The sequence below is a fragment of the Methanocaldococcus jannaschii DSM 2661 genome, assembly GCF_000091665.1.
GTDB classification, from domain to species: Archaea; AGJL01; Methanococci; order Methanococcales; family Methanocaldococcaceae; genus Methanocaldococcus; species Methanocaldococcus jannaschii.
The window spans coordinates 232281-250715 of the sequence record NC_000909.1; the positions used below are offsets into that span (position 1 = coordinate 232281).

Below are 18435 nucleotides of genomic sequence, written 5' to 3' on the forward strand. Positions count from 1 at the left end.
ATGAAACCATTACTTAAACTTTTTGGTTTTGTTATTTTAACCAGCTACCTTTTTCTACAACAACATAGCCCTCTTTATTTACCTTAGGGGCAATTTTTAGGAATTTCTCTCTGAATTCTGGATTACTTTCAACTGCTTCGTCCTCTCTTAAAACATTTCTGGTGTCTATAATATAGTAACTCTCTTCCATCTCTAAGTTGAACTTCTCTAATACCTCGCTAAATTTATTAATAATCTCTTCAGCCTCTTTTTTTATTTTTTCAATGGTTTTTTCATCCATTAAACTTCACCATAAAAGTTAAATTAAACCAAGATCTTTTAAAACATTTTCCAAAATCTTTTTATGCTCTTCACTCATCTCACATAATGGCAATCTTAACTCGCCAGCAGGTCTTCCCATCATATTTAAGGCAGTTTTAACAGGAATTGGGTTGGTTTCAATGAACATCGCCTTCATTAATGGGAACAATTTATAATGAATTTCCCTTGCTTTTTCGAAATCTCCTTCTAATGCGTAATTAACCATTTCAACAAACTCTTTTGGGACGATGTTGGCCACTACGCTAATAACCCCTTTTCCTCCTAAGGCGATTATTGGGAGGGTTAGTTCATCATTCCCTGAAAGAACTGTTATCTTAGCATCATGTATTAGCTCAGAAACTTGGGAAAGATTTGGATTTGCCTCTTTAACTGCTGAAATATTGCTGTATTCTTCAGCTAAAAGCTTTACTGTCTTTGGTTCTAAATTAACAGCTGTTCTTGATGGAACATTATATAAAACTATTGGAAGATTTATAGATTCAGCAACCTTTCCAAAATGCTTTCTTAAACCTTCCTGTGTTGGTTTATTATAATAGGGAGTTATTGACAATACAGCATCTGCTCCCACATCTTCAGCAAAAACAGAAAGCTCTATTGCCTCCTCTGTGCAGTTTGACCCAGCTCCTGCAATAACCTGAACTCGCCCATTAACAACATCTACCACTTTTTCAATAACTTTTTTATGCTCTTCGTGGGATAGAGTAGGGCTTTCTCCAGTAGTTCCAACAGCTACAATTCCGCTAACTCCATTTTCAATTAAAAAGTTTATGTTCTCCTCTAATCCATCAAAATCAACTTCTTTATTTTTAAAAGGAGTAATGATGGCGGGATAGACCCCCTTAAACATAGCTTCACCTTTATTGGAGCTGTCTCATTTTGTGAGTTATATATCCTGCAATTCTATTTCTTAATCTTTTTGTTGAGATTTGAGCAACTTCCTCTAAAACTCTTTTATTTGTTTCAAAGTCAGTTGTAAATAAATCTCTATACTTTTTAATTAATTCCATAGCTGTTCTTTTAATTAATGTCTGCCTAATCCTTCCCATCATCTCACCTTCTTATCCTTTTTTATTATTTTTCTATTAATTTTTAATTATTTTTTGTTTTTATTTTGTGTTTCCTCAAGATATTGCTTTTGGAGAGCTTTATTATGCTCTATAAGTATTTGAAATATTTTAATGCCAATATTTTCATCAACGTTATGTTCTTTACAAAGTTTTCTTATTCTATCGTATATATATTTTTCTCTTTCTGGGTCGTTAATAGGAATACCAAGCTGATTTTTTATCTCAGCTACATCCTTAGCTAAACTATTTCTTTCAGCAATTAGCTTTAATATCTTATTGTCAATCTCATCAATCTTCTTCCTAATTTCAGCAAGTTTCTCTATCATTGTAACCCCAGAATGTTATTATAAAAACTTAAATAAAATATATAAAGTTATCCGCCATATTATTTGTATTGTTTATGTATAAAAACAAAAGATGGACAATACCTAAAAATATAGAAGAAGTATAAAAATGTTTTTATAATCCTAATGGATAAATTACTATTTACTTTTTTATTATAAATATAATCTGCTGTCAAAAGTTTGACATAAAAAGGTATTTATAAAACCTCAAATAGGTTTTATATTTATTCCCTCAGAAAAGTATATTTATTTTGGCAACTACCTAAAATATTGGTGATATATTATGTTCAGAGGAGTTATGGAGAGTGCAAAAGAGTTTAAAAAAGTTGTTGATACAATCTCAACACTTTTAGATGAGATATGTTTTGAAGTTGATGAGGAAGGGATAAAAGCGAGTGCAATGGACCCAAGCCATGTTGCTTTAGTTAGTTTGGAAATCCCAAGATTGGCTTTTGAAGAATATGAAGCAGATTCTCATGATATTGGTATAGATTTAGAGGCATTTAAAAAAGTAATGAATAGAGCTAAAGCTAAAGATAGGCTAATTTTAGAGTTAGACGAAGAAAAGAATAAATTAAATGTTATATTTGAAAACACTGGAAAGAGAAAGTTCAGCTTAGCTTTGTTAGATATATCTGCCTCATCAGTTAAAGTTCCTGAAATAGAATATCCAAACGTAATCATGATTAAAGGAGATGCGTTTAAAGAGGCTTTAAAGGATGCTGATTTATTCAGTGATTATGTAATTTTAAAAGCTGATGAGGATAAGTTTGTTATTCATGCTAAGGGAGATTTAAACGAGAATGAAGCAATATTTGAAAAGGATAGCTCAGCTATAATTAGCTTAGAGGTTAAAGAAGAGGCAAAAAGTGCTTTCAATTTAGATTATTTAATGGACATGGTTAAGGGTGTTAGCTCAGGAGACATTATTAAGATTTACTTAGGTAATGACATGCCTCTAAAATTAGAATATTCAATTGCAGGGGTAAATTTAACCTTCCTATTGGCTCCAAGAATTGAAGGATAAAAACCATTCTGCAGCATTTACTATATTTTGAGGGTTTTCATAATTATTATTTATTTCAGATGTTTTTCAAAAGACCACAAACCATATTTTGTGATAACCATGTATGAATCTCTAAAAAATTATTTTTTTGAAGAAATAAAAAATGATAAATTGTTAAAATTGCCTGATGACTTTTATGATGACATTAGGGAATATATAAAAAATATTAAAGATGATATTGAACTTGAAAGGGTAAAATATTATTTCAAAGAGCTTAGAAAGTTGAGAATATACAAAGCTCTGTATTTGGATAATGAGAGAGAAAACTTACTTCCAGAAGAGTTAAATATTATACATGCCATTGAAAATATTGTTGTTGAATTGAAAATTGAGGAAACTCCTGAATTTAAAAAACCTACTGAGATTGATACACCAAAACCTATATATACAATAAACGATATTGATGTTGTAAAGGTTGATAAAAACTTTCCACCATTCACAGATGGTACTTTTATATATGACCTAAACAAAAATGATGTTCTCTCTTTAGACAGAAAGATATCTCATATTTTAGAAAAACACAGAATTATCTCAAGGATAGGTGAAAGTTATGAAAATCCCGAAGAAAGTTAGAAGATACTGCCCATACTGTAAAAAACACACTATCCACATTGTAGAGAAGGCAAAAAAAGGAAAACCAAGTGAATTGACTTGGGGTCAGAGGCAGTTCAGAAGAGTTACTGCTGGTTATGGAGGTTTCCCAAGACCATTACCAGACAGGTCAAAACCAGTTAAAAAGATTGACTTAAGATTTAAATGTACTGAATGTGGAAAGATGCACACAAAGGCAAATGGATGCTTCAGGTCAGGAAGATTTGAGTTCGTTGAGAAATAAATTTTAAAAACCTTAATAAATTTATAAAACTCTTTTAAACACTTTAAACAAAATTGTAGAGAGGGAGATGATGGAGTTAATCCCACAGCCAAGGACAAAGTTCTTAAGAGTCCAATGTCCAGAATGCAATAACGAGCAGATTGTATTTGGAAGTCCAGCTACCGTTGTTAAGTGTTTAACATGTGGGAAGGTTTTAGTTGAGCCAAGAGGAGGAAAAGGAAAAGTTAAAGCCAAGATATTGGAGATTTTAGGATAAATCTTCCATCCATTTTTTAATAATTTGTTTATCACGTTGGAAAAGTTTTATATTTGATAATAATTAATTTGAAATTTTTATTTGGTTATTTAATATAATTTTATCTTATTTCTAAGGGTTTGCTGGTTTGATTATTTGGAATATTTAAGTTTATTGAATTATTTAGATTTTTAAAAATTAGGATTAATTAGAAGAATAAATAAAATTTCTCTAACAAATAAGTTAAATTTTTGAATTTAAAAAGATAAAAATGCTTTGTTTTAGTAAAGGGAGAAAGATTTAAATACTAAAAGGTTTATATTATGAGATAGTTACCCAACCTTAGAAAAATAAGGTATAGGAAAGCTTAAATATTAGAAAAGTAAAAGTATGTTATGTTGTTGATGATTGTCCTATTAAAATCAGACCGTTTCGGAATGGAAATGATATTATTAAACAACATAATCAGTGTAATTGTATAGATATGATTAAAATCAGACCGTTTCGGAATGGAAATATTTGATGATTTGGTGGATTATACAAATAGAAATTAATTAAAATCAGACCGTTTCGGAATGGAAATTACTGTTAAATATTCAGATTTATTAATCAGTTATTTCCTATTAAAATCAGACCGTTTCGGAATGGAAATGATTTTCTTATGTTTAAAATCCTTATGAACGCTCGGATATTAAAATCAGACCGTTTCGGAATGGAAATTCTTTATCTCTCTTTACAGTATCGTATCTTAATTTTATTAAAATCAGACCGTTTCGGAATGGAAATTTTTCAACAAGCATTTCTAACAAGTTTGGAGGTAATACTGCAACAATTTCAGTTAAAATCAGACCGTTTCGGAATGGAAACGTGATTGTAGAATTCTCATCTTCTTCTTGGGAGAGCCGATTAAAATCAGACCGTTTCGGAATGGAAATGATTGGATGAGGGATATATCCAAAACTCAAAAGGATTGATTAAAATCAGACCGTTTCGGAATGGAAATCTGTTAGGGAACCCTAAAAAGGTTCCCTTGAGGGTTCATTAAAATCAGACCGTTTCGGAATGGAAATCTGTTAGGGAACCCTAAAAAGGTTCCCTTGAGGGTTCATTAAAATCAGACCGTTTCGGAATGGAAATCTGTTAGGGAACCCTAAAAAGGTTCCCTTGAGGGTTCATTAAAATCAGACCGTTTCGGAATGGAAATCTGTTAGGGAACCCTAAAAAGGTTCCCTTGAGGGTTCATTAAAATCAGACCGTTTCGGAATGGAAATCTGTTAGGGAACCCTAAAAAGGTTCCCTTGAGGGTTCATTAAAATCAGACCGTTTCGGAATGGAAATCTGTTAGGGAACCCTAAAAAGGTTCCCTTGAGGGTTCATTAAAATCAGACCGTTTCGGAATGGAAATCTGTTAGGGAACCCTAAAAAGGTTCCCTTGAGGGTTCATTAAAATCAGACCGTTTCGGAATGGAAATTCATTTGCATCATTTGTGCTGGGTCTGGCTGACTCTGTGTGTCATTAAAATCAGACTGTTTCGGAATGGAAATTTCTTGGAATTGCTAAGTGGTTTATGCATAGTTGCATTAAAATCAGACCGTTTCGGAATGGAAATATGAGATTCATTCTTTGATCGAGGGCGATAGAGGTTCATTAAAATCAGACCGTTTCGGAATGGAAATGAATTTTCGCACACGCGCTACATCTAATAAACAGATTTGATTAAAATCAGACCGTTTCGGAATGGAAATGATGAAAAGAAAGCAATTGAAACAGCTATTATAACTTAATTAAAATCAGACCGTTTCGGAATGGAAATATACCATTAACAATTTCATATATTCTGTTTTTGTATTCAATCTTTTTATTAAAATCAGACCGTTTCGGAATGGAAACGCATAGATTATTTTTAAGCTGTTTTTTGGATTTTCTAATTTTAAATTATTAAAATCAGACCGTTTCGGAATGGGAACAATGTTCTAAATTCTCCTTGTAATTCTCCTAATGTTGTATTAAAATCAGACCGTTTCGGAATAGAAATCCTCCTCCCTCACCAGATTTTTCTAATCTTAAAAATTATCTATTATCAAAAATAAAAGTTTAAAAATAGCAAAGTTCTCTTTTTAAGATTTCCATCTTCAATTCCTACGAGGTATTTTTTCATCTGGGAATATTATAGCGTTGTTTTCACAGCACATTATAGAGCAAGCATTACAATTTACTATGCAACTATATGGATATTTAACTACAACCTTTCCGTTTTCTGCATCATAAACTCCTCTTGGACAAAAAGAGATACATTTTTCACAATTTTTGCATCTATTATAATCAATTTTGGGATACCAAGAGATATCTTTTCTTTTTTTACCATATTCTTCATAAAACATCTCTTTTATTGCATCATAATACTGTCTATATAGCTTAATATTTGGCTCTCTAACAATTTTTGTAACTTTTTCATAAGCTTCGTAAATATCACTATCTACATTTAACTCCTGCATTAACTTTTTAATTTCTAAATTTAAGATAAGAAACTCTCTTATTTTCTTTAAAAGCTCTATTTTCTTTTCTAAATTTTCCATACTCTCACCAATAAATTCACAATATATAAAATATTCTTAATATTAATTACAGTTAATTTGACATCAACTTTTTTATATAAATTTTATCCAAACTATAACGCAAAAAATTGCGGGGATAGGATGCCAAAGTTAATGTTAGCTCTTGACGTTTTGGATAGAGATAGAGCTTTAAAAATAGTAGAAGATGTTAAAGATTACGTTGATGCTATAAAAGTTGGATATCCTTTAGTTTTATCTACTGGGACAGAAATTATAAAAGAAATAAAAAAACTTTGTAATAAAGAGGTTATAGCTGATTTTAAGGTTGCAGACATCCCAGCAACAAATGAGAAGATAGCAAAAATAACATTAAAATATGCTGATGGAATAATAGTTCATGGTTTTGTTGGAGAGGATTCAGTTAAAGCAGTGCAAGATGTTGCTAAAAAGCTAAACAAAAAGGTAATAATGGTTACTGAAATGAGCCATCCAGGGGCTGTTCAATTTCTACAGCCAATAGCAGATAAATTGTCAGAGATGGCTAAAAAACTAAAAGTTGATGCTATAGTTGCTCCATCAACAAGGCCTGAAAGGCTTAAAGAAATTAAAGAAATTGCAGAATTGCCAGTAATAACACCAGGAGTCGGAGCTCAGGGAGGGAAGATTGAGGATATTTTAAATATTTTAGATGAGAATGATTACGTCATTGTTGGAAGGGCAATCTATCAATCACAAAATCCTAAAGAAGAGGCTAAAAAATATAAAGAAATGCTAAATAAGTGATAAAATGAAAAAGAAGGATATATTAATTGTTGGTTGTGGAAATCTGTTGTTTGGAGATGATGGCTTTGGATGTGAGGTTGTTAGCAAATTAGAAAAAATGAACTTGCCAGATAACGTTGAAGTTATAGATGCTGGGGCAAGTGGAGCATACTATTTAATGACGTTGGTTGATGAAGATATAAAAAAGATTATTGTTGTTGATGCCATTGATTTTGATTTAGAACCTGGAACAATAAAAAAGATAGATGTTGATGAATTACCGAATATTAAAAAATATTCTTTCGATGCCCATAACGTTCCATTAGCCCCATTTCTCAAAGATTTACATAATAAAGGCATAGAAGTCGTGGTTATTGGTTGTCAAGGTAAAGAATTTACAATGCCAGACATAAAACCAGGGTTGTCTGAAGAGGTTGCCAAGGCAGTTGATAAAGCAATAGAAATAATTCTGGGAGAAATTAAGAAATAAGGGATTTACATGCTAAAAGAGATTTTATTGGGAAATGCTGAAAAAGGGATAATAACTCAAATTTATGGGCCTCCAGGCGTAGGGAAGACAAATATATGTATTATCAACTCTATAAACGCTGTTAATTCTGGGAAGGTAATTTATATAGACACTGAAGGGGGTTTATCAATAGAGAGGATTAAACAAATAGCCTCAAATAATTACAAAATAGTTTTAGAAAATATGATTATATACAATGCCTTTGATTTCTATGAGCAGGATAAAATTATACAAAAAGAGCTTCCATTAATAACCAATAATGCAAGTTTGATAGTGGTTGATAACATAACATCTTTATATAGATTAGAGTTGAGTGATGAAGCTAATAAAAACATCATGCTCAATAAAATGCTCGGCAACCAAGTAAAAACTTTATTAAAATTAGCTAAAACAAATAACTTAGCTGTTATAATAACAAATCAAGTAAGAGAGACTGTTAATGGCTTTGAGGCTTCTGGAGGGAGGTTGTTAGAGTATTGGAGTAAATGTATTGTTAGGTTGGAAAAGCTCAACGGAGATAGATTGGCTATATTGGAGAAACATCTACATGCTGGAGAGGAAAGAGTTAAATTTAGAATAGTTGAGAGAGGGATTGAAATTATTGATTAAACCTTTCCAAATGTGTCTCCTCTAAGACCTCTTCTCAATGTTTCCAAGCTTATAACCTCATCAAATGCAATATTTGCCAGATTAACTGAACTACCAAACTTTAATATAAAAGCCACTTGCTGACTCTTCTGGGGAGCTTCAAAGATAACTTTATTTATATCAACATTTTTAGCTAATACGTCTAATTCATTTTCCTTTACCTTTCCTTCTTTATCAAACAGCCCTATACCTTTACCACTCTCTCTGCCTTCAATGATAACATAATCTGCTCCAGCATCCAAATCAAAGTTTATTAACTTAATTCTATCATCTATAGTTAGCTGTTTATCCTTATCTGGCATCTTTTTACCAACTTCTGTTAAAACCATAAATCCATTATCTTTAGCTCTCTTTATAGCATTCTTTCTTTCCTCTAAGCTTATGTCTGAAGAACCATCTGAAATTTCAACTGCTTCAAAACCTAATTTTTCACATTCATTTAAAAATTCATCAAATTTGCCTTTACTGTATGCATATTCAAATAATGTCCCTCCAGGATAAACCTTAATACCCCAGTCTTTATAATAGTTGATTTTTTCTTTAACAACATCTCTATCAATAACTGCTGAAGTTCCCCATCCAAACTTTACAAAATCTATATAATCACCACAAACTTTTAGATAATCCTCTACAAATTTTGGAGGTAATCCTTTGTCTAATACTACTGTTAAGCCCCTCTGAAAATCTTCATATAGAAATTCAAATGCTTTCATCTAATCACCTTTATTTCTTATAAGGAATTATTTACCTATATATTTATCTTATAATATAAACACAGTGTAAAATTATAAAAATTTGATAGTAAATAGTAAGGGATTAAGTATATATTTTTTGTGATTTATTTCCAAATGATAAAAAGAGGGATAAGATGAGAGGTAGCTTAGCAATATACAACGCCTTAAAAGACTCAAATATAGATTTTATATGCTCTGTTCCATGTGCAAACTTAAAAAACCTACTGAAATTAATTGAAGAGGATAAAAATATAATAAATATACCAGCAACAAGGGAAGAAGAAGCATTTGGAATATGTGCTGGAGCATACTTAGCTGGGAAGAAAACAGCTATATTAATGCAGAATTCGGGTATTGGAAACTCAATAAATGCCATTGCCTCATTATACAAAACCTTCCAAATCCCTACATTATTAATAATCAGCCATAGAGGAGACTTAAAGGAACAAATACCTGCCCAAATACCTATGGGAAGATGGATTGAGAAATTGTTAGATGTTTGTGAAATCCCTACTTATAAACCAAAAACACCAGAAGAGGCATATAAATTAATAAAATATGCTTCCTCCTATATGTATAAAATCTCATATCCTGTAGCTTTACTGTTTGATGCTCTATATTGGGAATACGATTTAGAAAAGTAAAAGAGATGATACCATGTATCCAAAGAGAATAGATATAATTAAAAAGATTGTTGAAAATGTCGGAGAGAAAGAGATAATAGTCAGCAATATTGGAATTCCTTCTAAAGAGCTGTATTATGTAAAAGATAGGGAGAGAAACTTTTATATGCTCGGTTCAATGGGATTAGCTTCTTCTATTGGCTTGGGATTAGCTTTAAATTGTGAAGATAAGGTTATAGTTATAGATGGGGATGGTTCTATATTGATGAACCTTGGCTCACTATCAACAATAGGATACATGAATCCAAAAAATTATATATTGGTTATAATAGATAATTCTGCTTATGGTTCTACAGGTAATCAAAAAACACACACTGGCAAAAATACAAACTTAGAAGAAATTGCTAAGGGTTGTGGTTTAGATACAATAACTACAGAAAGTTTAGAAGAATTTGAAAAAGAGTTTAAAAATGCTTTAAATGAAGAAAAATGTAAAGTTATTATTGCTAAGACAATTCCATACAATGAAAAATGTTCTAATATAGAGATTCCACCTGTTGTTTTGAAGTATCGATTTATGGAAGCGATAAAAAGGAGTTAAACATAGATTGGACATTAATTGGGGCTGAAAGCCCCAACTTAATGGACGTGGGGTATCCCAATAGGGGGTTTCCCCCTATGGAGATATAGATTTATGGAAGCGATAAAAAGGAGCCAAAAATATCATTCATTAAAATAAATAAATATTTAAAGTGAGAGTATGATTCCAGAAGAAATTTATAAAATTTTAAGAAAGCAGAGGTATCAAATAGACGGCCACACAGCCGTTAAGTTGTGTGGATGGGTTAGAAAAAAGATGTTAGAGGATAAAAATTGCTATAAATCAAAATTCTATGGTATTGAAACACACAGATGTATTCAATGCACACCATCAGTTATTTGGTGTCAGCAAAATTGTATATTCTGCTGGAGAGTTTTACCAAGGGATATAGGTATAGATATAAGCCAAATTAAAGAACCAAAATGGGAAGAGCCAGAGGTTGTATATGAGAAAATTTTAGCCATGCATAAAAGAATAATTATGGGTTATGCTGGAGTGTTAGATAGAGTTGGAGAGAAGAAATTTAAAGAGGCTTTAGAGCCAAAGCATGTGGCAATATCTTTATCAGGAGAGCCAACACTTTATCCATACTTAGATGAGTTAATAAAGATATTCCATAAGAATGGATTTACAACATTTGTTGTTTCAAATGGAATCTTAACTGATGTTATTGAAAAAATAGAGCCAACTCAACTGTATATCTCATTAGATGCCTATGATTTGGACAGTTATAGAAGAATATGTGGGGGGAAGAAAGAGTATTGGGAAAGTATCTTAAATACCTTAGACATTTTAAAAGAGAAGAAGAGAACTTGTATAAGAACTACTTTAATTAGGGGCTATAATGATGATATCTTAAAGTTTGTAGAGCTCTATGAAAGAGCTGATGTCCATTTCATTGAGTTAAAGTCATATATGCACGTTGGTTATTCTCAAAAAAGATTAAAGAAAGAGGACATGCTACAACATGATGAGATATTAAAATTAGCTAAGATGTTAGATGAAAACAGCTCATACAAATTAATTGATGACAGTGAAGATAGTAGAGTGGCGTTATTGCAAAATGAAAATAGGAAAATCAACCCGAAACTTTAATAAAGTTTCATCAAAGCTAACATCTCTGCCAAAGGCAGAGGTGTAAATGGGGTATCCCAATAGGGCGAAGCCCTATGGTTGTAAAATGAAAATAGAAAGATAAATCCAAAGATTTTTGAATAATTATTCTATAGTGGTTATTTTATTTTTTCTCTAAGAATAACTAAAGAGTCTCTCTTTATCTTATTTTCATCATAACTCTTAATATACCCCCCATTTAAATAATTTAGCAACTCTTTTCCAATTTCCCCAACAAATATATATCGGCAGTTAAATCTCTTTAAAACTTCAGATAGCTTTTTTACATCAATTTCTTCGCAAACAATTCCAAAGTCCCCGCCAATATAGATATCTCCACCAAATACTTCTAAAAAATCTTTTATAGCGTAGGAAATAGCTTTTACATCTAAGCCAGGGTTGATATTTTTAACTAAAATTTTTTTATTTATCTCTTTAATTTCCATTCTATTTTTTATGGTGAAGGTTTTTAATCTATATCTTATCTCCTCCATATCAACCAAATTTTTACAAATCTCTATAGCAAATAACGAATTTTCTACAAAATGTAATCCAAAGATGTTCTTGCTGAACTCAAATATTTCATCAAAGTATTTAAATTTTAGAGGATACTTATCTAAAATCTTTGCCCTATCTACATCAACAACATTTAGGCATTTATGGTTTATATTTAAGTCATATCTATTAATATCTCTCTTATTTATAAAAGATAACTCAGCATTTTTTAAAGAACTAAACTTTGCAGTTAATGCATCCTTTCTCCCACCAGCTATTTTATAATTTTCTAATACATTTGTTATAGCTCCATATTTGCATTTAATTAATCCTAAAGATGTTTCAAATATAAAAAAGTCATATTTGTCAATATCTAAACTATTTAAAACCTTTAAAATAGTTGGTGGAGCTATAGAGCCAAAATTTGAGTTGTGTAAGTAAGTTGAATATTTATCTTTCAAAATATGGTTTATTAAAGAGGTTGTTGTTGTCTTTCCCTTAACTCCTGTAACATTAATTATTTTTTTATGGATATTTCCAAACTTCTCCTTTAATATTTTAGATACAGCATCTGTAAATGGGATAAAATCAACATCTATTGGGCAGTGTATTGGGGCTATAACTCTATCATATTTTTCAAAATTTGGCTGTTCAAAAAATAGATTTAACTTATTTCCAAATTTTTCTTTTAATTTTTGATATTTAACTTTAAAATCTTCTGATTTTTTTATTTTTTGGTAAATATCCCATACATCAACTTCATATCCTAAATTTAAATATTCCTCAGCCAATGTTAAAGCTCCATGATTAACATCAATAATCAACATAAAAAACACCACAAAAAAGAGATTTTTATTAAAATTAAAATTTTATTAAATTAAATAATATCCAATCAGTTATGTTATACTCCCTTTAAACATGTCAATAACAAACCGTGTTTCTGCATTATCCAATTCTTTTAATGAATTTCCTTCAATTATAAATGTGTTATTTATTTTTGTTATCGTTGCAGTATTATGGGTTTTTAAGATTTCTATAACCATCGTCTTGTTATTGTGCATTAAATATTCACTTTCATTTACTTTAAGCTCAGTTATTGATGTTTTTCCATTTGCAAAAATGGATTTTACAGTTACTGTTGAGTTAGTTCTATTTAGCTCAACAACTATATTGTGGGGGTAAAACTGATTAAACCACTCTAATTTTGTTACTAAATCAACTATTGAAACCCCTCCTTCTTTAACACTAATGTTCATATCTCCCTTAATATAAATCAATATCTTTGAGTGATAATAATTATAAATTTCCCTATCTGTTGTATTTATCAATTTTACCTCCTTTGCTTCACCAACAGTTGCTCTCAATGGAATTTCTATTGGAGTTCCATTAACTTCAACTAATATGCTCTTTTTTAAATCCAAATTATTTAAATTGTTATTATTTAAACACATAGACATTGAAGTCATTAACGAGATTATTCCAATAATTAACAGTAGTTTTTTCATTTTCTCCCTCCTTTAAGATAATTGTATGCATAATAAATCAGGACAAATAAAACCACCAAATACCAATATTCTTTAAGCCATATAGATAAATAACCTACATAGGGGATTACTAAAGGATGTCCATCTACAACTATAACCCTCTGCTTTATTTGGTTGATTGAAACAAGCTCTGGGTCATGGATTGGATTGTTATCTCCTTTAATTATAAAGTATGTTTTGTTATTAAACTCAACTTTATCAATAACTCTATGGATTACTGGCTTTGTTGGACTTTTTGGAATATCAGCCTCCAATATTTTGTAACTGCTTTTGTCTGTTTTTATTTCTCCTAAAACTTTTACTGACATATCTTTAAAATCTCCCTCTTTGAATATATATAGTGTAGTGTAAGGATTTAAGTTGAGTTTATAATCTATTTCAGAAAGTAAATATTGATAGTAAGGCCAATGAGCTTTATAAACAACTATATCTCCAACATCAACATCGTTTGGATTAAATTCAAAGCCAGCATTTTCCACTATAACCAAATCTCCCCTCTTCATTATAGGATACATACTATCAGAAACGACAACATTTACATGACTCCAAATTAAAAACAAAACAACCAAGAATATTATCCACTCAACAACATCTTTTTTACTGATTTTTAGGTTAATGATTCCACCTCATATATTTATTCCATAATGTTTTGAAAAGAACTATTTAATATAGATGAGCATTTTTTATCATTCTTGGAATTAAAGCCATTATAACACTCTCCCTGCATAAATCTTTTCTTGTTATATTATTATCAGTTAGATAACCAATTAAGCCAATGTTTTTTCCAATGTCTTTAATACCAGAAATTTCTTCGGCAATTTTTCCACCTTCAATCCCTTCCAAAACTTTTTCAGCTACAATCTTTGGATATTCAAAACCTTGAGATAAACCAACCGTCTCATTAACTCCATCAAAAACAACACATATATGAATATCTATATAATGTTCTCCAACTTTTATTAAACCTGCCTCTATTCCCACAGCATAAGTGCATTGAACTTTTTCAAACGCATTTTTTGCTCTATTTAAAGCTCCCAAATAAGTTTCTTCTAATCCAATTGGATGAGATGAAACCCCACTAATAACATCAACCCCTATTACTTCAACAGCTCCTAAAACCTTCTCAAACCCTTCTTTAACCGCCTCTATCTTTACTGGATTTGTAGAACCAACTGCCACAATCCTCAACTTATGTCTCGCCATGCTCAGCTTTTTAGCCTCTTCAATACACTTTTCATTTTTACATAAAAACCTCCCAAATAAAAAAATCTCTGCCTTTTTACCACAGATTTCACATTTCTTATTTTTAAAGTCCATAACTATCACTATATTATAAGAATTCTATTCGCTAAATAATTTGCAAATAAAATATATATAAGTTAAACATCAAAGGAAGTAGTAATTTCACAAATAATAATATATAATGATAACTTGAATTTATAAATTTATTGATATATTGTGATTAAAACACATTAAGAGGGATTATTATGGCTAAAAAAAACACTAAGAAGGATAATAAAAATCAGAATCTCAGATGTCCAATTGTGTGTGTTTTAGGACACGTTGACCATGGAAAGTGCTTAATGCCTCATGAGAAAGTTTTAACTGAGTATGGAGAGATTAAGATTGAGGACTTATTTAAAATAGGAAAAGAGATTGTTGAGAAAGATGAGTTAAAAGAAATAAGAAAGTTGAATATAAAAGTTCATACACTAAATGAAAATGGAGAAATTAAGATAATAAATGCTCCTTATGTGTGGAAACTAAAACATAAAGGAAAAATGATAAAAGTTAAGTTAAAGAATTGGCATTCAATAACTACAACGCCAGAACATCCATTCTTAACCAATAATGGTTGGATAAAAGCAGAAAATATCAAAAAAGGAATGTATGTTGCAATACCAAGAAAAATTTATGGTAATGAGGATTTTGAGAAGTTCATTGAATTTATTAATTCAAAGATATTAACTAATGAATTAATTGTAAAAGTTAATGAGAAAGATTTAAAAAACGTAGAGTTGCCTTCAACAAAAATCTACAAAAAACAGAAAAATGTTTTCAGAAGCGAAGATATTATTGAACATAATCTAAATATTGAAAAAATATCATTCTCTCCAAGAATCCACAGATGTGGAAAACCTCAGCACTATATAAAACTTCCAAAGTCGTTGAATGAATGGAAAGCTATATTCTACTTTGCAGGAGTTATGTTTGGGGATGGATGTGTGGATAGAATAGCAAATAATGATGAAGAAGTATTCAACAAATTAAAATCATTGAATAATTTAGGAATTGAAGTTGAGAGAATAAAAAGAAAAAGTTCCTATGAAATAATATTTAAAAATGGAAAAAATGCGTTAATTAATCTCCTTAAAATATTATTTGATTACCCAAGTGAAAAGAAATCCCATAATATAAAAATCCCACAAATATTATACATAGCTCCAAAAGAGCTTGTAGCAGAGTTTATTAAAGGATACTTTGATGCAGATGGGTATGTAAATTTAAGACAGAATAGAATTGAAGTAATAAGTGCATCAAAGGAATTTATTGAAGGACTTTCTATTCTTTTATTAAGATTCGAAATAACATCAAAAATCTATGAAATTAAAAAATCTTACAAAGAAACTAAAAAGAAATACTACCAATTAAACATTGTAGGAAAGAGAAACTTAAAGAACTTCAAAAACATTGGGTTTTCAATAAAATATAAAGAAGAAAACTTAAACAAAATCATTGAAAAGAGTAGAAAAAGTGAGAAGTATCCAATAAATAAAGATATGAAAAGATTAAGAATTTTGTTTGGAATGACAAGGAATGAAGTAAATGTCTCATACTATGCAAAATATGAAAATGGAAAAGAGATTCCTTCCTATGAAATTGTTAAGAAATTCCTAAATTCATTAAAACCAAAGAACTTAGATAAAAAGATAAAAGTATTGGAAGGAAAAGAAAGAGATGTTAATTATTTAAAAGCATTTGAAAGCGATGGTTTAATAGAGAATGGAAGATTAACTAAATTAGGAAGAGAAGCATTAAATATTTGGAAGAATCATGAATTTGGAAAAGAGAATATTGACTATATGAAATCATTAATAGAAAATATTGCATTTGTTGAAGTTGAAGATGTTGAAATTATTGATTATGATGGCTATGTGTATGATTTAACAACTGAAACACACAACTTTATAGCAAATGGTATAGTTGTTCATAACACAACACTTTTAGACAAGATTAGAAAAACAAGAGTCGCTAAAAGAGAAGCTGGAGGAATTACCCAACACATAGGAGCAAGTGAGATTCCAATAGATGTCATAAAACGGCTGTGTGGAGATTTATTAAAGATGCTAAAAGCAGATTTAAAAATCCCTGGATTGTTGGTTATAGACACCCCTGGGCATGAGGCATTTACCTCATTAAGAAAAAGAGGAGGAGCTTTGGCTGATATAGCCATATTAGTTGTAGATATAAACGAGGGCTTTAAACCACAAACTGTTGAGGCTGTTAATATATTAAGACAGTGCAAAACCCCATTTGTTGTAGCAGCAAATAAAATTGACTTAATTCCTGGATGGAACTCTAAGGAAGGGCCGTTTATCTTAAACTTCAATGAAAAAAATCAGCATCCAAATGCTTTAACTGAATTTGAAATAAGGTTGTATGAAAACATAATAAAACCATTAAATGAGCTTGGTTTTGATGCTGATTTATACTCAAGAGTTCAAGACGTTACAAAAACTGTCTGTATTATTCCAGTATCAGCAGTTACTGGAGAGGGAATTCCTGATTTATTGATGATGGTTGCTGGATTAGCCCAAAAGTTTTTAGAGGATAGATTAAAGCTTAATGTTGAAGGTTATGCAAAGGGAACAATATTAGAAGTTAAGGAAGAAAAAGGATTGGGGACAACGATAGATGCCATAATTTATGATGGGATTGCTAAGAGAGGAGATTATTTAGTTGTTGGATTGCCTGATGATGTTTTAGTGACAAGAGTTAAAGCTTTATTAAAGCCGAAGCCATTAGATGAGATGAGAGACCCAAGAGATAAATTTAAGCCAGTAAATGAAGTTACTGCCGCTGCAGGAGTTAAGATAGCCGCTCCTGAATTGGATAAAGTCATAGCTGGATGTCCAATAAGGATTGTTCCAAAAGATAAGATAGAGGAAGCAAAAGAAGAGGTTATGAAAGAAGTTGAAGAGGCAAAGATAGAGGTTGATGATGAAGGAATTTTAATAAAAGCAGATACTCTTGGTTCTTTAGAAGCTTTAGCTAATGAGTTAAGGAAGGCAGGAGTTAAGATTAAGAAGGCAGAGGTTGGAGATGTAACTAAGAAGGATGTTATTGAAGTTGCATCATACAAGCAGAGTAATCCATTACATGGAGCAATAGTTGCCTTTAACGTAAAAATTTTACCAGAAGCTCAGAAAGAAATTGAAAAATATGACATAAAGGTGTTTTTAGATAACATTATCTATAAGTTGGTTGAGGACTTCACAGAGTGGATTAAAAAAGAGGAAGAGAGAATTAAATATGGAGAGTTTGAAAAACTTATCAAGCCAGCAATCATCAGGATTTTACCAGATTGTATATTCAGACAGAAAGACCCTGCAATTTGTGGAGTTGAAGTCCTCTGTGGAACTTTAAGAGTTGGAGCTCCTTTAATGAGGGAGGATGGAATGCAATTAGGTTATGTTAGGGAAATAAAAGATAGAGGAGAAAATGTTAAAGAGGCAAAAGCAGGAAAGGCAGTTTCAATAGCTATAGATGGAAGAGTTGTATTAAAAAGGCATGTTGATGAAGGGGACTATATGTATGTAGCTGTTCCAGAAAGTCATGTTAGAGAGCTCTACCATAAATACATGGATAGGTTGAGAAATGATGAAAAAGAGGCATTGTTAAGATATATGGAGTTGATGCAAAAGCTAACAAACAACATATTCTGGGGAAGATAAATTTTTA

Annotated in this window: 21 protein-coding genes and 1 CRISPR repeat array; of the genes, 11 read left to right on the forward strand and 10 right to left on the reverse strand. The window is 30.7% G+C overall.

Annotation, left to right across the window (positions count from 1 at the left end; all coding sequences use genetic code 11):
- Nucleotides 1-31 precede the first annotated feature (31 nt).
- Genes gatC through MJ_RS01295 form a run of 4 tightly spaced genes read right to left on the reverse strand, consistent with a single transcriptional unit; the run spans nt 32 to nt 1714 of the window.
- Nucleotides 32-280, reverse strand: coding sequence for an Asp-tRNA(Asn) amidotransferase subunit GatC (gene gatC, locus MJ_RS01280; protein ID WP_010869741.1), 249 nt, complete (start codon nt 278-280; stop codon nt 32-34).
- An 18-nt stretch (nt 281-298) separates the two neighbouring features.
- Nucleotides 299-1168 (reverse strand): 4-hydroxy-tetrahydrodipicolinate synthase, encoded by an 870-nt coding sequence (dapA, locus tag MJ_RS01285; RefSeq protein WP_010869742.1) that lies wholly within the window; start codon nt 1166-1168, stop codon nt 299-301.
- 10 nt (nt 1169-1178) lie between these two features.
- Entirely contained in the window at nt 1179-1367 is a 189-nt protein-coding gene (locus MJ_RS01290; RefSeq protein ID WP_064496434.1) for a 30S ribosomal protein S17e, read from the reverse strand.
- Between the two features lie 47 nt (nt 1368-1414).
- Nucleotides 1415-1714, reverse strand: coding sequence for a chorismate mutase (locus MJ_RS01295; RefSeq protein ID WP_010869744.1), 300 nt, complete (start codon nt 1712-1714; stop codon nt 1415-1417).
- A 301-nt stretch (nt 1715-2015) separates the two neighbouring features.
- Between MJ_RS01295 and MJ_RS01300 the strand changes: the two genes are divergently transcribed.
- The 4 genes from MJ_RS01300 (at nt 2016) to MJ_RS01315 (ending at nt 3889) form a co-directional block, all read left to right on the forward strand.
- Nucleotides 2016-2759 (forward strand): DNA polymerase sliding clamp, encoded by a 744-nt coding sequence (locus tag MJ_RS01300; RefSeq protein ID WP_010869745.1) that lies wholly within the window; start codon nt 2016-2018, stop codon nt 2757-2759.
- Between the two features lie 99 nt (nt 2760-2858).
- The gene (locus tag MJ_RS01305) at nt 2859-3371 is read left to right on the forward strand and encodes a DNA replication complex GINS family protein (RefSeq protein WP_064496435.1); all 513 of its coding nucleotides are present in this window, start codon (nt 2859-2861) and stop codon (nt 3369-3371) included.
- A complete protein-coding gene (locus tag MJ_RS01310; protein WP_010869747.1) occupies nt 3349-3633 on the forward strand; it encodes a 50S ribosomal protein L44e in 285 nt (94 codons plus the stop codon). The genes MJ_RS01305 and MJ_RS01310 overlap by 23 nt, the downstream gene beginning before the upstream one ends.
- A 70-nt stretch (nt 3634-3703) precedes the next feature.
- The gene (locus MJ_RS01315) at nt 3704-3889 is read left to right on the forward strand and encodes a 30S ribosomal protein S27e (protein WP_012981369.1); all 186 of its coding nucleotides are present in this window, start codon (nt 3704-3706) and stop codon (nt 3887-3889) included.
- 394 nt (nt 3890-4283) lie between these two features.
- A CRISPR array of direct repeats spans nt 4284-5904; the repeat unit is 30 nt; unit sequence ATTAAAATCAGACCGTTTCGGAATGGAAAT.
- A 97-nt stretch (nt 5905-6001) separates the two neighbouring features.
- Here MJ_RS01315 and MJ_RS01320 read toward each other — a convergent pair.
- Nucleotides 6002-6445: a 4Fe-4S dicluster domain-containing protein gene (locus MJ_RS01320; RefSeq protein WP_010869749.1), complete on the reverse strand. Its 444-nt coding sequence runs from the start codon at nt 6443-6445 to the stop codon at nt 6002-6004.
- A gap of 120 nt (nt 6446-6565) precedes the next feature.
- Here MJ_RS01320 and pyrF point away from each other — a divergent pair, with 120 nt between their 5' ends.
- Genes pyrF through radB form a run of 3 tightly spaced genes read left to right on the forward strand, consistent with a single transcriptional unit; the run spans nt 6566 to nt 8324 of the window.
- The gene (pyrF, locus tag MJ_RS01325; protein WP_064496436.1) at nt 6566-7207 is read left to right on the forward strand and encodes an orotidine-5'-phosphate decarboxylase; all 642 of its coding nucleotides are present in this window, start codon (nt 6566-6568) and stop codon (nt 7205-7207) included.
- Nucleotides 7208-7211: 4 nt separating this feature from the next.
- Nucleotides 7212-7676 carry a coenzyme F420-reducing hydrogenase, FrhD protein gene (gene frhD, locus MJ_RS01330; protein WP_010869751.1) on the forward strand — a complete coding sequence of 155 codons (465 nt, stop codon included), beginning with the start codon at nt 7212-7214 and terminating at the stop codon, nt 7674-7676.
- A gap of 9 nt (nt 7677-7685) precedes the next feature.
- Nucleotides 7686-8324: a DNA repair and recombination protein RadB gene (gene radB / locus MJ_RS01335; RefSeq protein WP_010869752.1), complete on the forward strand. Its 639-nt coding sequence runs from the start codon at nt 7686-7688 to the stop codon at nt 8322-8324.
- Here radB and comA read toward each other — a convergent pair.
- Complete coding sequence (gene comA / locus MJ_RS01340; protein ID WP_010869753.1) at nt 8321-9076, reverse strand: phosphosulfolactate synthase; 756 nt, start codon at nt 9074-9076, stop codon at nt 8321-8323. The genes radB and comA overlap by 4 nt on opposite strands.
- Nucleotides 9077-9231: 155 nt before the next feature.
- On the opposite strand from comA, the gene comD reads away from it, so the two are divergent.
- The 3 genes from comD (at nt 9232) to twy1 (ending at nt 11416) form a co-directional block, all read left to right on the forward strand.
- On the forward strand, nt 9232-9741 hold the full coding sequence (gene comD, locus MJ_RS01345; protein WP_064496437.1) for a sulfopyruvate decarboxylase subunit alpha: 510 nt from the start codon (nt 9232-9234) through the stop codon (nt 9739-9741).
- A gap of 13 nt (nt 9742-9754) precedes the next feature.
- Complete coding sequence (comE, locus tag MJ_RS01350; protein ID WP_064496438.1) at nt 9755-10321, forward strand: sulfopyruvate decarboxylase subunit beta; 567 nt, start codon at nt 9755-9757, stop codon at nt 10319-10321.
- Between the two features lie 159 nt (nt 10322-10480).
- On the forward strand, nt 10481-11416 hold the full coding sequence (gene twy1, locus MJ_RS01355; protein WP_010869754.1) for a 4-demethylwyosine synthase TYW1: 936 nt from the start codon (nt 10481-10483) through the stop codon (nt 11414-11416).
- 137 nt (nt 11417-11553) lie between these two features.
- On the opposite strand, the gene cfbE is transcribed toward twy1, so the two are convergent.
- From cfbE to yjjX, 4 genes are all read right to left on the reverse strand, one after another.
- A complete protein-coding gene (cfbE, locus tag MJ_RS01360) occupies nt 11554-12756 on the reverse strand; it encodes a coenzyme F430 synthase (protein WP_064496439.1) in 1203 nt (400 codons plus the stop codon).
- 69 nt (nt 12757-12825) lie between these two features.
- Nucleotides 12826-13434, reverse strand: coding sequence for a hypothetical protein (locus MJ_RS01365; RefSeq protein WP_010869756.1), 609 nt, complete (start codon nt 13432-13434; stop codon nt 12826-12828).
- Complete coding sequence (locus tag MJ_RS01370) at nt 13431-14042, reverse strand: S24/S26 family peptidase (RefSeq protein ID WP_010869757.1); 612 nt, start codon at nt 14040-14042, stop codon at nt 13431-13433. Before MJ_RS01370 ends, MJ_RS01365 begins: the two co-directional genes overlap by 4 nt.
- A gap of 94 nt (nt 14043-14136) precedes the next feature.
- Nucleotides 14137-14790, reverse strand: coding sequence for an inosine/xanthosine triphosphatase (gene yjjX / locus MJ_RS01375; protein ID WP_064496441.1), 654 nt, complete (start codon nt 14788-14790; stop codon nt 14137-14139).
- Nucleotides 14791-14960: 170 nt separating this feature from the next.
- Here yjjX and infB point away from each other — a divergent pair, with 170 nt between their 5' ends.
- Nucleotides 14961-18428, forward strand: a complete 3468-nt coding sequence (gene infB, locus MJ_RS01380; protein ID WP_010869759.1) for an intein-containing translation initiation factor aIF-2 — start codon at nt 14961-14963, stop codon at nt 18426-18428.
- Nucleotides 18429-18435 lie beyond the last annotated feature (7 nt).

Bases quoted from the DNA above. Each gene is read 5' to 3' on its own strand.
- comE (WP_064496438.1), top strand. From the start codon at position 9,755: ATGTATCCAAAGAGAATAGATATAATTAAAAAGATTGTTGAAAATGTC.
- dapA (WP_010869742.1), bottom strand. From the start codon at position 1,168: ATGTTTAAGGGGGTCTATCCCGCCATCATTACTCCTTTTAAAAATAAA.
- twy1 (WP_010869754.1), top strand. From the start codon at position 10,481: ATGATTCCAGAAGAAATTTATAAAATTTTAAGAAAGCAGAGGTATCAA.
- MJ_RS01295 (WP_010869744.1), bottom strand. From the start codon at position 1,714: ATGATAGAGAAACTTGCTGAAATTAGGAAGAAGATTGATGAGATTGAC.
- MJ_RS01315 (WP_012981369.1), top strand. From the start codon at position 3,704: ATGGAGTTAATCCCACAGCCAAGGACAAAGTTCTTAAGAGTCCAATGT.
- yjjX (WP_064496441.1), bottom strand. From the start codon at position 14,790: ATGGACTTTAAAAATAAGAAATGTGAAATCTGTGGTAAAAAGGCAGAG.
- comD (WP_064496437.1), top strand. From the start codon at position 9,232: ATGAGAGGTAGCTTAGCAATATACAACGCCTTAAAAGACTCAAATATA.
- cfbE (WP_064496439.1), bottom strand. From the start codon at position 12,756: ATGTTGATTATTGATGTTAATCATGGAGCTTTAACATTGGCTGAGGAA.
- radB (WP_010869752.1), top strand. From the start codon at position 7,686: ATGCTAAAAGAGATTTTATTGGGAAATGCTGAAAAAGGGATAATAACT.
- MJ_RS01310 (WP_010869747.1), top strand. From the start codon at position 3,349: ATGAAAATCCCGAAGAAAGTTAGAAGATACTGCCCATACTGTAAAAAA.
- MJ_RS01290 (WP_064496434.1), bottom strand. From the start codon at position 1,367: ATGGGAAGGATTAGGCAGACATTAATTAAAAGAACAGCTATGGAATTA.
- gatC (WP_010869741.1), bottom strand. From the start codon at position 280: ATGGATGAAAAAACCATTGAAAAAATAAAAAAAGAGGCTGAAGAGATT.
- comA (WP_010869753.1), bottom strand. From the start codon at position 9,076: ATGAAAGCATTTGAATTTCTATATGAAGATTTTCAGAGGGGCTTAACA.
- pyrF (WP_064496436.1), top strand. From the start codon at position 6,566: ATGCCAAAGTTAATGTTAGCTCTTGACGTTTTGGATAGAGATAGAGCT.
- MJ_RS01365 (WP_010869756.1), bottom strand. From the start codon at position 13,434: ATGAAAAAACTACTGTTAATTATTGGAATAATCTCGTTAATGACTTCA.
- frhD (WP_010869751.1), top strand. From the start codon at position 7,212: ATGAAAAAGAAGGATATATTAATTGTTGGTTGTGGAAATCTGTTGTTT.
- infB (WP_010869759.1), top strand. From the start codon at position 14,961: ATGGCTAAAAAAAACACTAAGAAGGATAATAAAAATCAGAATCTCAGA.
- MJ_RS01305 (WP_064496435.1), top strand. From the start codon at position 2,859: ATGTATGAATCTCTAAAAAATTATTTTTTTGAAGAAATAAAAAATGAT.
- MJ_RS01300 (WP_010869745.1), top strand. From the start codon at position 2,016: ATGTTCAGAGGAGTTATGGAGAGTGCAAAAGAGTTTAAAAAAGTTGTT.
- MJ_RS01320 (WP_010869749.1), bottom strand. From the start codon at position 6,445: ATGGAAAATTTAGAAAAGAAAATAGAGCTTTTAAAGAAAATAAGAGAG.